General features: G+C 66.0%; 15 protein-coding genes. 4 read left to right on the top strand and 11 right to left on the bottom strand.

Translation table 11 applies throughout. The annotated features are described in order from the left end of the window. Positions 1 to 49: 49 nt before the first annotated feature. The 3 genes from E8A74_RS12280 (at position 50) to E8A74_RS12290 (ending at position 2,100) form a co-directional block, all read left to right on the top strand. Positions 50 to 637 (top strand): hypothetical protein, encoded by a 588-nt coding sequence (locus E8A74_RS12280; RefSeq protein ID WP_136929165.1) that lies wholly within the window; start codon positions 50 to 52, stop codon positions 635 to 637. Between the two features lie 492 nt (positions 638 to 1,129). Beyond that, positions 1,130 to 1,483, top strand: a complete 354-nt coding sequence (locus E8A74_RS12285) for a hypothetical protein (RefSeq protein WP_136929166.1) — start codon at positions 1,130 to 1,132, stop codon at positions 1,481 to 1,483. Between the two features lie 53 nt (positions 1,484 to 1,536). After that, positions 1,537 to 2,100, top strand: a complete 564-nt coding sequence (locus tag E8A74_RS12290) for a hypothetical protein (RefSeq protein ID WP_136929167.1) — start codon at positions 1,537 to 1,539, stop codon at positions 2,098 to 2,100. Between the two features lie 14 nt (positions 2,101 to 2,114). On the opposite strand, the gene E8A74_RS12295 is transcribed toward E8A74_RS12290, so the two are convergent. Further along, a complete protein-coding gene (locus tag E8A74_RS12295; RefSeq protein WP_136929168.1) occupies positions 2,115 to 2,780 on the bottom strand; it encodes a hypothetical protein in 666 nt (221 codons plus the stop codon). A 268-nt stretch (positions 2,781 to 3,048) separates the two neighbouring features. On the opposite strand from E8A74_RS12295, the gene E8A74_RS12300 reads away from it, so the two are divergent. Next, on the top strand, positions 3,049 to 3,789 hold the full coding sequence (locus E8A74_RS12300) for an arginyltransferase (RefSeq protein WP_136929169.1): 741 nt from the start codon (positions 3,049 to 3,051) through the stop codon (positions 3,787 to 3,789). A gap of 10 nt (positions 3,790 to 3,799) precedes the next feature. On the opposite strand, the gene E8A74_RS12305 is transcribed toward E8A74_RS12300, so the two are convergent. The 10 genes from E8A74_RS12305 to nrfD all read right to left on the bottom strand — a co-directional run bounded on the left by E8A74_RS12305 (position 3,800) and on the right by nrfD (position 12,483). After that, the gene (locus E8A74_RS12305; protein ID WP_136929170.1) at positions 3,800 to 4,120 is read right to left on the bottom strand and encodes a cytochrome C oxidase subunit IV family protein; all 321 of its coding nucleotides are present in this window, start codon (positions 4,118 to 4,120) and stop codon (positions 3,800 to 3,802) included. Positions 4,121 to 4,126: 6 nt separating this feature from the next. Beyond that, positions 4,127 to 4,759, bottom strand: coding sequence for a cytochrome c oxidase subunit 3 family protein (locus E8A74_RS12310; protein ID WP_232379517.1), 633 nt, complete (start codon positions 4,757 to 4,759; stop codon positions 4,127 to 4,129). Further along, a complete protein-coding gene (locus E8A74_RS12315; RefSeq protein WP_136929171.1) occupies positions 4,737 to 6,404 on the bottom strand; it encodes a cytochrome c oxidase subunit I in 1,668 nt (555 codons plus the stop codon). The genes E8A74_RS12310 and E8A74_RS12315 overlap by 23 nt, the downstream gene beginning before the upstream one ends. Then, positions 6,401 to 7,492: a cytochrome c oxidase subunit II gene (gene coxB / locus E8A74_RS12320; RefSeq protein WP_136929172.1), complete on the bottom strand. Its 1,092-nt coding sequence runs from the start codon at positions 7,490 to 7,492 to the stop codon at positions 6,401 to 6,403. The genes E8A74_RS12315 and coxB overlap by 4 nt, the downstream gene beginning before the upstream one ends. Beyond that, entirely contained in the window at positions 7,489 to 8,286 is a 798-nt protein-coding gene (locus tag E8A74_RS12325; RefSeq protein WP_136929173.1) for an SCO family protein, read from the bottom strand. Before E8A74_RS12325 ends, coxB begins: the two co-directional genes overlap by 4 nt. A gap of 75 nt (positions 8,287 to 8,361) precedes the next feature. Then, positions 8,362 to 8,742, bottom strand: coding sequence for a hypothetical protein (locus E8A74_RS12330; RefSeq protein ID WP_136929174.1), 381 nt, complete (start codon positions 8,740 to 8,742; stop codon positions 8,362 to 8,364). 1 nt (position 8,743) lies between these two features. Further along, complete coding sequence (locus E8A74_RS12335; RefSeq protein ID WP_136929175.1) at positions 8,744 to 9,928, bottom strand: hypothetical protein; 1,185 nt, start codon at positions 9,926 to 9,928, stop codon at positions 8,744 to 8,746. After that, the gene (locus tag E8A74_RS12340) at positions 9,925 to 10,530 is read right to left on the bottom strand and encodes a c-type cytochrome (protein WP_232379519.1); all 606 of its coding nucleotides are present in this window, start codon (positions 10,528 to 10,530) and stop codon (positions 9,925 to 9,927) included. Before E8A74_RS12340 ends, E8A74_RS12335 begins: the two co-directional genes overlap by 4 nt. Before the next feature lie 5 nt (positions 10,531 to 10,535). After that, complete coding sequence (locus E8A74_RS12345) at positions 10,536 to 11,132, bottom strand: DUF3341 domain-containing protein (protein WP_136929177.1); 597 nt, start codon at positions 11,130 to 11,132, stop codon at positions 10,536 to 10,538. Between the two features lies 1 nt (position 11,133). Further along, complete coding sequence (gene nrfD, locus E8A74_RS12350; protein ID WP_136929178.1) at positions 11,134 to 12,483, bottom strand: NrfD/PsrC family molybdoenzyme membrane anchor subunit; 1,350 nt, start codon at positions 12,481 to 12,483, stop codon at positions 11,134 to 11,136. Position 12,484: the final 1 nt, after the last annotated feature.

The following is a 12,484-nucleotide window of genomic DNA, read 5'->3' on the forward strand; positions in this document are numbered from 1 at the left end:
GAGGGGTTCGTCTTGACCGACCGAGGATCCAGGGTGTAGGTTGGGCCGCATGAAGTACCTACGGCTCGCAAGCACGGTCCTCCTCGTGGTTTCCGTCTCGTCCTCGGCGCTGGCGGACGAGCCCTCCCTGGAGCCTCTCAAGCCCGAGCCCCTCGAAATCCCGGACTCGTCGTACGCGACAAATCGAGCGCAAGACTTGTTCTTCCCGTCGGCGCTGCGGCTCCTCCACGAAGCCCAGGGCCTCGATATCGCGATGCAGCAGCGGGTCCAAAATCACTACGTCGCGTTCCCGGCGACGCCCATGAAAACTTCGGTCCACGCATATATCTCGAGACCGCCGACGAACGACCCGCCCACGTGGCCCAAGAACCTCATGATGGCCAGCAGCGTCGGGGTGGGCTTGGGGATCATTGGGCTCGGGATGGGTCTCGCCTTCGCGAACAACGCGGAGTCGAAGTCGAGCGCAACGACATGGACGTGGGTCGCCGTTGCGGGTGGTATCCTCGGCTCCCTGTCCTTGGGTGGAGTCCTGATCGGATTTGCCTGTCGTCCCCAGCCGCCTCCGCTGACTATCATCATCACGCCGCAGCTCGCGAAGGACGCGGGCGGCGTGCAGCTCATCGGCACGCTCCCCTGACGGCTCCGCCGTCGAGCCTCGCTTCGTCGCAGCGGCTATTCCGGGCCGACGTGGGCACGTCGCGCGCTACCCTACGCGTGTGTGTACGGCATGTTCCCTTGACTGGCACGCGTCAAACGTGTGAATCTCCGCACGGGCGTAAGAGGTCGACCCATGACGGAAGGTGCCAAGAAGCCGCGTCCCTCGGTTCCTCTCCTTGCAGCGGCCGTTCTGTTGGTTCCTGTGTTCGGTGCTGGCATTTTCGCTGGCAGGTCGATTCCGGAACAAAGCCCATTGGGTGCCGCGGAGAAGCCCGCGGGACCGCCTGCGGATCGCACGACACAGGCAGAGCTTTCGGCGTGTCAGGAAAAACTGGCGGCACGTTCGAAAACCCGAGCGACCCCCTCGGACGCCGCGGCTCCTCCCGAGGACGGGAACCGAGATGCGGGCGAGAGGCCAGCCACCGTCGAGGCGCTGGAAGGGGAGCTCTCGCAATGCAAGAGGCGCGAACTCTTGACCAGCGCGGAGGTCTGCGTCGCCGCGGCCCGTCAATTCCACGCGCTCCTGGCCTTGCCCAAGGATGGCTTGATGTGCGGGCCCAAATCGCGGGCCGCGGATCTCGTCGAGGAGAACTTCGAGCGCTGCGCCGTGTTTGCAGACGTTCCACCCGGTTCTGGCGCGGACGAGCTCACGAAGGAGCCATCGAGCCTCGTCGCGGAGGCGATCCGGATCCATCGGACGCTCACGGAGGACGAGCTGCTCCGTCGATTGAAAGAGTTCGTCTTCACGTGCACCGAGACGCCCCCGCAGTACCCGCCGGGGGTGAATGGGTCCAAACCGCGCAAGCGCGAGGAGGTGCCCCTATGAGCGAGCACCCCGAACGTGCTGGCCTCGTCCTTCGGCTCCTCGTCGCGCTGACCGTGGTCGGCCTCGTGTTCGGCGGTGGCGTGCTGGTCGGCTGGGCGACCCGGGAGCGAAGGCCAGCGGCCCGATCGAAGAGCGTGGAGCCTGTCTCCGCGAAGGAGGTAAAGAAAGAGATCGCGGCGTGTCGAAAGGAATTGCGACAGCTCGCGAAGGAGCAGATCGCCCCGCCCGTCGTCGTGACGCAAGACGCCGCGCCGGAGGAGGTGGCCAAGGTCGAGGCTCTCCGGCGAGAGGTCCAGGCATGCAGGGTGCGAGAGACGTTGCAGAATGCCTACGTATGCGAGACCATCGATGGCCATATCAACATGTATTCTACCTTGGCACACGGCATGTCGTGCGCAGCCCCTCCATGGCTCGCGGCATACATGCTGAGCAGCGTCGAGAAGTGCGCCGAGTTTCATGAATTTCCCGCCCATCTGGACGAGGACGGGTTGACGCAAAGTGAAAAGGAGCGTGTTTGGATGTCAAAATTCAGCTACGAAAGTCGGACAAAAGAAAATGTGACCGGATGGATGGATGGAATACGCCGCGATTGCCGTCGAGTCTGGGCGATCCCCTGAAGGAGCGGACGTGATCACAACGTCGTCTCCCAGGCCGTTTGGGCAGGCGGGGCGACCTCCGGGGAGGAACGAGCCAGGTCGATGCGGGAGCGCGTTTGCGCGCCGTGCGCGCGGTCGCTCCTGCCTTCGTCGACCTTGTCGAGCGCGAGGGTCAAGGCGCCCCAGAGCCTCCATCGAAAGGCCTGACCCTCCGAGAGCTCGATGGGGGAGCGAGCCTCGAAGCCAATGGCCATCCTGGAACCCCATAGCGCGAGATCGCTGCATCGGAACGCGAGCGAGGGCACGACGTTGACGAAGGCATTGCTGCCGCCGATCGTGACCCCCAAATTCGCTTGCGCGTGCTTCGTGTAAAGAGCGTAGACGCGTACACCGCCCAGATACGCGATCGACAGGGGAACGTCCGGGAGTTGCGGCAGGATGGTCGCGGACGCCGCCCCCGTGAACTGGATCAACGGCAGCGGTGTCTCCCAGAGATTGAGATGGCCGGCCATGGCAGGCGCGCCGATAACGAAACCGCTCACGGGCTCGCTCGCCCTCTGCGAGCCCTGGCCCTGGGTCGCCACCTGCAGGAGCCAGCCGCCGCGCCGGTTATCGAAGAGAGGCACACCCACGCTGATGCTCGCTTCGCCGATCCCGGGGGGGAGCACGGGCACGCCGCCGGCGCAAAGTGAATATCGCATCTGCCTGTACGAAAAGCGTGTCGTGGCGACAACCGGAACCCCCGCCACCCGTTCTCTCACCTGGACCTGCCCGCCACCCCAGAACCCATGGAAGGGCACCGGGGCCGCGCAGCGGCCTTCCTCGGCAAAGGCCTCCGACGCGAAAACGGACGCGGAGCGTGATCTCGCAGAACTCCGACCCCTCGAACGGTTCTGCGTCCTCGCGTGACCAGCCTCTGGTGGAGCACCATCCGTCCGTGCGACACTGCACGCGAGCTCGACCGCGTCCATGGCCCGCCTTATCCAGCACATCGTCGAACCGCCGCGCGCTTGTTCGTACATCCCGCCGGAGCGCGCCTCGCTCGAACATCACATCCTGCTCGACGTCGACCCCGAGGAGCTCGACACCCTGCTCGAACGCGGCGTCCGCCGCTTCGGCCCTGATTACTTCCGCCCCGTGTGCCCTTCCTGCGCGGCGTGCGTGCCGACGCGGATCCTCGCGGACGAGTTCAAGCCGAGCCGCAGCCAGCGCCGCGCGCGCAATCGCGGCGCTGCGTTTCGTGTCGTCGTCGGGCCGCCGCGCGTCGACGCGGAGCGGCTCGCCCTCTATCACACGTGGCACGGCGACCGGGAGCTTGCGCGCGAATGGACGCCGGGCAAGCTCTCCTCGCGTGATTATTTCTATCAATTCGCGTTCCCGCACCCGTCCGCGCGGGAGGTCGCGTATTACGACGACGAGGCCGACGGGCGCCTCGTGGCGATCGGGATCTGCGACGAGACCCCGCAGGCCTGGAGCGCGGTGTATTGTTTTTACGACCCCGCCTACGCGTGGCGCTCGCCCGGTGTGGGCAACGTGCTCACGATCGTGGAGATCGCCCGCGCCCAGGGCAAACCGTACGTCTATCTCGGGTATCGCGTCGCGGGTTGCCCGTCCTTGCGTTACAAGGCGTCGTTCCACCCGCAGGAGATCCTGCCCCGCTTGCCCGAGGAGGGCGAGCCGCCGCGCTGGATACGGGCGGACGAGGAATGAATCCGGCGCCTCAGGGATAGGGGCTCGCGGCGGGATCGGGCCGCGGCGGGAACGTCTTGCGCGTCAGGGGATCGGCGACCGTGAGCGTGACGAGCAGCACGATGAACAGGAACGTCAGAATGACGATGAGCCGGTTCGCGAAGCGCTGCTCGACGAGGTGCATGAAGATGAAGAGCACGACGAGCGTCTTCACGACCGAAATCGCGAGCGCGATGACGAGCTCGGCTTCCCCGAGGCCCAGGCGCGACGTCCCGAAGGACAGGAACGTGAGCACGAGCAGGGCGAGCCACGAGACGACGAGCTTGGGTGTGGTGACGTGCGCGCTGATCATGTCGCCTCAATCCGTGAGGTAGAAGAGGGGCCAGAGGAAAATCCAGACGACGTCGACGAGGTGCCAGTAAAGGCCGACGTTCTCGACGGCGACGTTGCGATGGGCGCCGTATCTCCCCTTCAAGCAGAGCACGGCCACCACGGCGAGCATGATCATGCCGGCGATCACGTGCAGGCCGTGCAGGGCCGTCATGAACCAGTAGAGCGTGTATCCGAGGACCACGCCGGCCGGCGGTTTGTCGATGAACGTGTACATCCCGCTCGGGAGCGCGTTCTCGTGAATGTGGTGGGCGTACTCGATGCCCTTCACCACGAGGAAGACGGCGCCGAACAGGGTCGACACGACGAAGAGGCCCGCGGTGAGGCGGGCCTTGTTCTCGCGAATGAAATGGACGCCCAGGGCGACGGTGAAGCTCGACGTGATGAGCACGACCGTGTTCGTCGTCCCGAGCGCCACGCTGTTGTGGTGGAGCGCCTGGACGAACTCGTCCGGGTACATCCCGCGGTAGTACGCGTAGACGGCGAAGAGGGCCCCGAAGAGCAGCGTCTCGCTGCCGAGGAACATCCACATCGCGAGCCGCGCGGCGTGGTCCTGCTTTTCGAGGGACTCGAATTGCTCAACGAGCCTTTGCGCGCTCACGGGCCACCTCCTCGGAGAGCGTGTAGTCGTAGGCCGAACGCTCGATCTCGGGCGTCTCCTCGAAGTTGTGCTTCGACGGCGGGGACGCGGTGATCCACTCGAAGCTGCGCGATCCCCACGGGTTCGGCCCGGCGCGCTTGCCCCATTTCAGCGCGATGAGCAGGTTGCCGAGCGCGAGGAGCAGCCCCGCCCCGAGCAGCCAGGCGCCGCCCGTCGAGAGCACGTTGAGCCACTGGTATCGCTCGGGATACGTGAAATACCGCCGCGGCATGCCCCCGTTGCCGAGGAGGAACTGCGGCAGGAACGTGAACACGAACCCGATGAACACGGCGACCGAGGTCAAGAGGCCGACACGCTCGTCGTAGAGCCTGCCGAACATCTTGGGGAACCAGTAGTGGGCGGCCGCGAGGAACGACGTGAGCGTCCCGCCGACCATGATGAAGTGGAAGTGGGCGACGACGAAATACGTATCGTGCCAGTGCACGTCGAGCGATTGCGTCGCCACGGCCACGCCCGTCATCCCGCCGAACACGAACAGGAAGAGGAACCACAGGAAATACAGCATCGGCGTGGCGAAGCTGATCGAGCCGCCGCGCAGCGTCGCGACCCAGGTGAAGACCTTGATCGCGGAGAAGATCGCGACGAACATCGAGAGCGCGCCGAAGACGCCCGCGTCGAACTCGCTGAGCCCGGCCACGAACATATGGTGGCCCCAGGTGAAGAAGCCGATGAACGCGATGCCGAGCGAGGAGTACGCGATGGCGCGGTAGCTCGCGGGCTGGTTGTGCGAGAACGAGCAGACGACCTCGCTGATCACCCCGAACGAGGGGAGGATCATGATGTACACGGCCGGGTGCGAATAGAACCAGAAGAGGTGCTGGAAGAGCACCGGGTCGCCGCCGTACCGAGGATTGAAGAGGCTCAGGCCGAACGCATGATCGAGCGCGAGCAGGACGAGCGACATGCCGAGCACGGGCGTCGCGAACAGGATGATGATGCTCGTCGCGTACGAGGCCCACACGAAGAGCGGCATGCGGTGCCAGCTCAGGCCCTTCGCGCGCATCGTGTGCGTCGTGACGATGAAATTGACCGACGTCATGATCGACGAAATGCCGTTCACGAAGATGCCGATCCCCATCCAGGTGACGGCCGTCGGCGACGTCGTGCTGTAAGGCACGTAAAACGTCCAGCCCGTGTCCGCGCCGCCCGCGAGCATGGCCCCGAGGAGGATGATCGCGCTGAGGACGTAGACGTAAAAACTCGCGAGGTTGATCCGCGGGAACGCGAGGTCCTTGGCCCCGAGCATGATCGGCAGGACGAAGTTGCCGAAGACCGTCGGAATGGCCGGGATCATGAACAACCAGACCATGGTGATTCCATGGAGCGTGAACATCTGGTTGTAGGTGCTCGCGTCGATGAACGTCTGCTCGGGCGTGAGCAGCTCCGTGCGGAGCACGAGGGCGAAGGTGCCGCCGAGCCCGAGGAAGAGGATCACGCCCACGTAAAACATCAGCGCGATGCGTTTGTGGTCCTTCGTGAGGAGCCACGAGCGCAGGCCGCTATCGGCGCGCAGATAATCGGGATGATCCGCGCCGACGCCGAGCGGATCCGGCTTCGAATCGGCGTCGATGGTCGCTTGGCTCATTGCCCCTCCTCCCGCAACTCCGGAACGGTGACCGTGCCCCAGGGCTCCGACGCGCCGGGCTTCGGGCGCACGTCACGCAGGCTCTTCACGAGCTCGATGATGGCGCTCGTCTCGGCCGGGCGAATCTGGCCGAGGTAACTCGGCATGATGCGCTGGTATCCCGCGTGGATACGCGCGAGCGGATCCATCATCGATTCAGTGATGTACGCCTCGTCGACCTTCACGTTGCCCCCCGCTTCGAGCGGAACCATGGTGCCGTAGAGGCCCGCAAAGGTCGGGCCGAGGTGCGGCGTGCCGTCGAGGGTATGGCAGCGCAAACAGCCGTGCTCGGCCGCGGCGCGTTCGCCCTGACGCACCATGCTCACGGGCTCCGGCGGCGCGTACTCGGTGACGGACGACGGGCGCAGGTCGACCGGGCCCGCGACGGCCGGCCCCGGCGATTGGCCTTGCAGCCAGCGCTCGTATTCATCGGGCGAGAGCGCGATGACCTCGCCGCGCATGGTCGAGTGGCTGACGCCGCAATACTCCGTGCAGAAGATGTCGTGCCGGCCCGGCTCCTTCGCCTCGAACCAGAGCGTCGTGAGGCGGCCCGGGAGCACGTCCTGCTTCAGCCGGAAATCCGGGACGAAGAAGCTGTGAATGACGTCGCGCGAGGTGAGGACGAGCTTCACGGGGCGCCCGGCGGGGACGTAAAGCGTCGAGATGGAGCTCGCGCCTTCGGGGTACGCGAATTTCCACATCCATTGCTTGCCCGTGACGTAGATCTCGAGCGCGTTCTCCGGCGGGATACGGATGGCCATGAATTGCCGGAATCCGATCACCCACCAGGCGATGAACATGCCGAAGAGGCCGACCACGACCACGACTTCGAGCCAGATCGCCGGCGTCGTCCCGGGCATGCGCCGCGCGGGCTCTTTCTGGACGGCCGTGCGGCGGTAGCGGACCAGGAAATACCCACCGATGAGGGTCACGAGCAAGGCGCCCCCCATCGTCATGATGATGACGAAATAATGGAGTGTGTCGATCTCCTCGGCGATGGTGGACGCCTGCCGCGGCAAAAACAGGAGCGTACGGAGTAGCTCGTTCATCGGGGCTCACCCCCTCGTCCCCGGCGCCGATCTCGGCGCCACAACATGCCCAGGGTCGTTCCGACCGTGCAGAGAATCAGGAGCGATCCAATCCGGAGAAACCCGGTGATGTACGGGCCATAGCGTCGGGTCGCCGGGTCGTAGCGATAACAGGTGACGAGCACACGATCGACGATCGTGCCGACCTTGCCCGCGGCGGCCTCGACGAGGGCGAGACGGAGATCCCGCGAAGAAGGCTCGAGCCCGTAGAGGTACCGCGAGATGCGCCCGTCCGGCGCGAGCACGGTGACGACCGCCGGGTGCGCATATTGATCCGTCGAGGCGTCGTAGCCATACCGGAAGCCCACGGCGTCCGCCACGGCGCGCGTCGCCTCGGCCGTCCCCACGAGGAACCTGAGATTCGAGGGCTTCGCGCCGAGTTTTTCGGCGAGCGCGTCCCTGCGCTTCGCGGCGTCGGTCGGGGTGTCCTCCGGATCGATGCTGACCGTGACGAGCCGATAGTCTTCGCCGGGCGTATATCCCGCCTCCGCGAGGCCCTTCGAGACGCCCGTGAGCAGGAGCGGGCAGAGCATCGGGCAGCGGTAATACGCGAGCACGAGGACCACGGGGACGTCGCCCGCGAGGAGTTCGCCCGTCTTCACGTCTTCGCCGCGCTCGTCGCGCAGGACGATATCACGCGGGACAAAGGCGCCGAGGCGCTCGTCGACGTCCGCCTGTTGCGCGGCCACGGGGAGCGCGCGTGTCTCCTCCGCGGCGTCCGCCGGCGCGCCCGCGAGCATCATGGAGAGGGCCATGGCCCAACCGAATCGTCTCACCGAATGCTCCCCCCGAGCGTCGCCCCCCGAGGGCGCGGCGCTCCTTCAATGCCGTCAGCGACCCACGCCGCTCACGACGAGGTCCATGGCCACGTCCACCGGGACCCGCACCTTCCTGTGATCCTCGCCCAGCCATTCGAATTGCTGGAGCGATTGACGTTGCTTGCGTTCGAGGACCTGCCCCTGCCCGAGGTTCGAGAAGAGCTCCTCGTGCACGTTCGAGCGCTCCTCGATCGGCCCGAGCTTCATCTCGGGATAGACGCCGGAGGGCCGGAGCGCGGCCTCACGGGACCGTTGAATGCCGTAGGAGATCCCCGAGAGCACGAAGGCAAACGCGATGGAACCGAGGACGGCATACAGGATCAGGCGCGGCGGGAGGACGTCCTCCTCCTGCTTCACGAATCCGTGGCGCTTGGGATCTGCGGAATGGCTCATGTCAAACGCTCCCGTACCGGAAGGCGGTTTCGAGCGAGGGATCGTTCTTCGGGACGATCGGGCGGCCACGCAGGCGGAACGTGCCGAACGCGAGCGCGGCCCCGCCGACGCAGACGAGCGCGGCCACGTCGAGCCAATGCACGACGGGGCCCTCGGTGCGCACGGACGGCATGACGAGCCATTCCATGTCGACCCAGTGCATGACGAGGATCCAGATCGCGATCGGCACGAGCGTGCCCGGCTGCTGCTTGATCCGGTAGGGCAAGAGCGCGAAGAACGGGACGACGAAGCGGCCCGCCGCGACGAGGATGCTCAGGGAGGCGAATTCGCCCTTCATGCGGGGCGCATAAAACGCCGCCTCGTGAGGCTTGTTCGCGATCCAGATCAAGAAGAACTGAAAATACGCGATGTACGCCCAGAAGATCGTGAACGCGAGCAGGAGCCGGCCGAGCGCATAATAATGGGAGCTGCCGACCCGGGTGAGCATGCCCCCGCGCTGCAGGCCGTAGGTCGCGAGCACGAGCAGCGCGATCGCGCCGAGGAATCCGCCGGCGAACCAGTACACCCCGAACATCGTCGAATACCAGGTGGGCGTCAGGGACATGAGCCAGTCGAAGCCCGCGAACGTGAACGCGAGCGCGACCGGAGGCAGCCCGAGCGCCGAGAACGCGCGAAACCGCGGTTTGTCCGTGGTCTCCGGGGCCCAGTCGCCGCGCAAGGACCAGCGACGGAGGAAATACGAGGTCCCCAGCCATACGCCGAAGTACAGGAACGCGCGCACGAAAAACGACGGCGTGTTCAGGTACGGGAGCTTGTGCTCGACGAGCCGCTGGGCCTCGTGATCGACGATCGCCGACGGCGACGTCCAGGGATAGATCGTGGAGACGCCGACGGCGATGGGGATGAACCCGATCACCGCGAGCGGCAGGACGCCCGTGACGCCCTCGACGACACGGCGGAGGGCGACGGGCCATTTCGCGTCCATCGCGTGGACGATCATCAGGAAAATGAGCCCGCCGACGAGGAGCGAGACGAGCCACGTATAGGCCGAGAGGTACGCGTAGAAGGCGTCCCGCCCGTGCGCGGCGCCTCCCACGACGAGCGCGATGGCGCCGGCGAGGAAAGCGAGGACGCCTCCCACGATGAGCCGACCTCCTCCGGTGAATATGCTGGGTTCGGGGTTCATCGAAGCTCCTTTTGCATCCGCACGCGGACGGGCTCGGGCAGCGCGTCGACGGCGACGCCATTCGTACGAAGCTGGAGCGCGCGCACGTAGGCGACGATGGCCCAGCGCGCCTCGACGCTGAAGTCCTGGCCATAGGAGGGCATGAGCCCATAGCCCTGGGCAATGGCCTGGTAGATGCGCCCCGCGGGGTACTCGAGGACCGGCGCCGCGACGAGGCTCGGCGGCTTGCGCAGCTCCATGTTGTGCGCGACGACGCTCACGCCGTCGCCGCCCACGCCGTGGCAGGGCGCGCAGAAGACTTCGAAACGCTTCCGGCCCTCGTCCATCCTCGGCCGCGAGAGCGGCACCGGAATGGCCTCGACGAATTTCCCGGAGGCCGTTCCGTGCAGAATCTCGGAGGGGCCGAGCCGCCGGTCGTTCGGGACGGTGCCCGGGGGCGGCTCGCGCATGACGCGGCGATCCTCGAAGAACGAGGTCTCCTCATAATACTCGTAATGCGCCTGGTTCACCATGCGCTCGAAATCACGCTCGGTGCCCGAGCTGTTGCAGCTCGCGAGGAGAGGGCCCGCGGCGAGGACGAACAAGGGCGGGGGGATGACCATGAGCTTCACGACTCCGCTCCCCCCTTTCCATTGAGCCGCTCGTCGAGCTCGGCGTCGGTCGCCGGATGCGTTCCGAGCAGCTCGATGCGGGTCGCGCCGAGCTCCGTGAGCCTGCGCGCGGTCGCCTCGCGGTCGAAGGCGGGGTCGCGGTCGGAGATGGCCAGGAAAAACTTGTCGATGCTGGCGCGGTCGAAGCCGGGCACCTCGAAGATCGGCTGCCAGAGGGCCGGCAAGCCCGACCAGAGGGCGAGGATGACGCAGGCCGCGAGCGCCGAGAAGAGCACGGCCATCTCGAAGGTGGCGGGGACGAAGGCGGGCGGCGCATGCGCGGGCCTCCCGCCGGAGTTCAGGGGGTAATTGACGGCGTTCGTCCACCATTGCACGAGGTAGGCCACGGCAGCCGCCGCGATGGCGAACGGGAATACCACGAACCCGATGCGCGAGCGCCCGCGCCCGATGGCCCGCTCGAGGTCGAGGAGCGGATAGGGCGTGTACCCTTCGAGCCTGCGGTAGCCCGATTTGCGGAGCTCGTGGGCCGCCCGGATGATCGCCTCGGGCGTGTCGAACGCGCCCACGATCCCGCCCTGTCGCGTCTTCCGCATTTTAATGTCCCTCCTCGTGCGAGAGCTCGTGCTTGAGCTCCTTCACCTCGGCGAGCGGAACGAACGGGACGAAGCGCAAGAAGAGCAGGAAGAGCAGCAGGAAGAACCCCATGGTGCCGAGGAAGATGGCCCAGTCGACGTACGTCGGGACGAACACGTCCCAGGCCGAGGGCAGGTAATCGCGCTGCAGGCCCATGACGATGATCACGAAGCGCTCGGCCCACATGCCGACGTTGACGAGGAGCGAGACGGCCCAGAGCACGCCGAGGTTCGTCCGCGCCTTCTTGGACCAGAAGATCTGGGGGACCACCGCATTGCAGATGATCATCATCCAGAAGATCCAGGCCCAGGGCCCGAACGGGCGCGCCTCGAAGAACTGGTAGATCTCGTACTCGTCGCCGCTGTACCACGCGATGAAGAATTCGAGGATGTACGAATACGTGACGACCCAGCACGTCACGAGGACCATCTTGGCGAGGTTGTCGAGGTGCCTCTTCGTGATGACGTTCTCCAGCCGGAACAGGCTGCGCACCGGGATCACCAGGGTGAGCACCATGGCGAACCCCGAGAAGATGGCGCCAGCGACGAAGAACGGCGGGAAGATGGTGGAGTGCCAGCCGGGCACGAGCGTGATCGCGAAGTCCGAGCTCACGATCGAGTGCACGGAGAGCACGAGCGGCGTGGAGATGCCCGCGAGCAGGCCATACACGACGCGGTAATGGCGATAGGAGCTCGACGCGCCGGTGAACCCGAGCGCGAAGATGCCGTAGAGGAAACGCTTCGCCCGCGTGGGCGCGCGATCCCGCGCGGCCGCGAGGTCCGGAATGAGGCCCGTGTACCAGAAGACGAGCGAGACCGTGAAATACGTCGAGATGGCCGCCGCGTCCCAGGGGAGCGCGCTCTTGAATTGCGGCCAGACGGCCATCGTGGAGGGATACGGGAAAATCCAGTAGGCAAACCACGGCCGCCCGAGGTGGAGGACCGGGAACATCGCGGCCTGGAGCACGGCGAAGAGCGTCATCGCCTCGGCGAAGCGGTTGATGCTCGTGCGCCATTTCTGCTCGAAGAGCAGGAGCACGGCCGAAATGAAGGTACCGGCGTGGCCGATACCGACCCACCAGACGAAGTTGATGATACCGAACCCCCAGCCGACCGGGATGTTGTTCCCCCACATCCCAATGCCGTACATCACGGTGAGTGTGATCCCGGTGAAGAGGGACAACGTGCCGAGGATGGCGACGAGGAAGCCGATTTTCCCGAGCCTTCTCCACGGCCGCCACGCGGTCGAGAGGAGCTGGTCGGAGAGCTCGGCGTCCGTGGGGCGCCCGATGAAGACCGGCTCCGTGGCCATA

Origin of the sequence: Polyangium fumosum (genome assembly GCF_005144585.1) — a bacterium.
In the GTDB taxonomy this organism is placed as follows: Bacteria; Myxococcota_A; Polyangia; order Polyangiales; family Polyangiaceae; genus Polyangium; species Polyangium fumosum.

Coding starts and splice junctions, on each gene's coding strand:
- E8A74_RS12305 (WP_136929170.1), bottom strand. CDS start 4,120: ATGATCAGCGCGCACGTCACCACACCCAAGCTCGTCGTCTCGTGGCTC.
- E8A74_RS12340 (WP_232379519.1), bottom strand. CDS start 10,530: ATGGTCATCCCCCCGCCCTTGTTCGTCCTCGCCGCGGGCCCTCTCCTC.
- E8A74_RS12315 (WP_136929171.1), bottom strand. CDS start 6,404: ATGAGCCAAGCGACCATCGACGCCGATTCGAAGCCGGATCCGCTCGGC.
- E8A74_RS12330 (WP_136929174.1), bottom strand. CDS start 8,742: ATGAGCCATTCCGCAGATCCCAAGCGCCACGGATTCGTGAAGCAGGAG.
- E8A74_RS12300 (WP_136929169.1), top strand. CDS start 3,049: ATGGCCCGCCTTATCCAGCACATCGTCGAACCGCCGCGCGCTTGTTCG.
- E8A74_RS12280 (WP_136929165.1), top strand. CDS start 50: ATGAAGTACCTACGGCTCGCAAGCACGGTCCTCCTCGTGGTTTCCGTC.
- coxB (WP_136929172.1), bottom strand. CDS start 7,492: ATGAACGAGCTACTCCGTACGCTCCTGTTTTTGCCGCGGCAGGCGTCC.
- E8A74_RS12345 (WP_136929177.1), bottom strand. CDS start 11,132: ATGCGGAAGACGCGACAGGGCGGGATCGTGGGCGCGTTCGACACGCCC.
- nrfD (WP_136929178.1), bottom strand. CDS start 12,483: ATGGCCACGGAGCCGGTCTTCATCGGGCGCCCCACGGACGCCGAGCTC.
- E8A74_RS12295 (WP_136929168.1), bottom strand. CDS start 2,780: ATGCGATATTCACTTTGCGCCGGCGGCGTGCCCGTGCTCCCCCCCGGG.
- E8A74_RS12335 (WP_136929175.1), bottom strand. CDS start 9,928: ATGAACCCCGAACCCAGCATATTCACCGGAGGAGGTCGGCTCATCGTG.
- E8A74_RS12325 (WP_136929173.1), bottom strand. CDS start 8,286: ATGGCCCTCTCCATGATGCTCGCGGGCGCGCCGGCGGACGCCGCGGAG.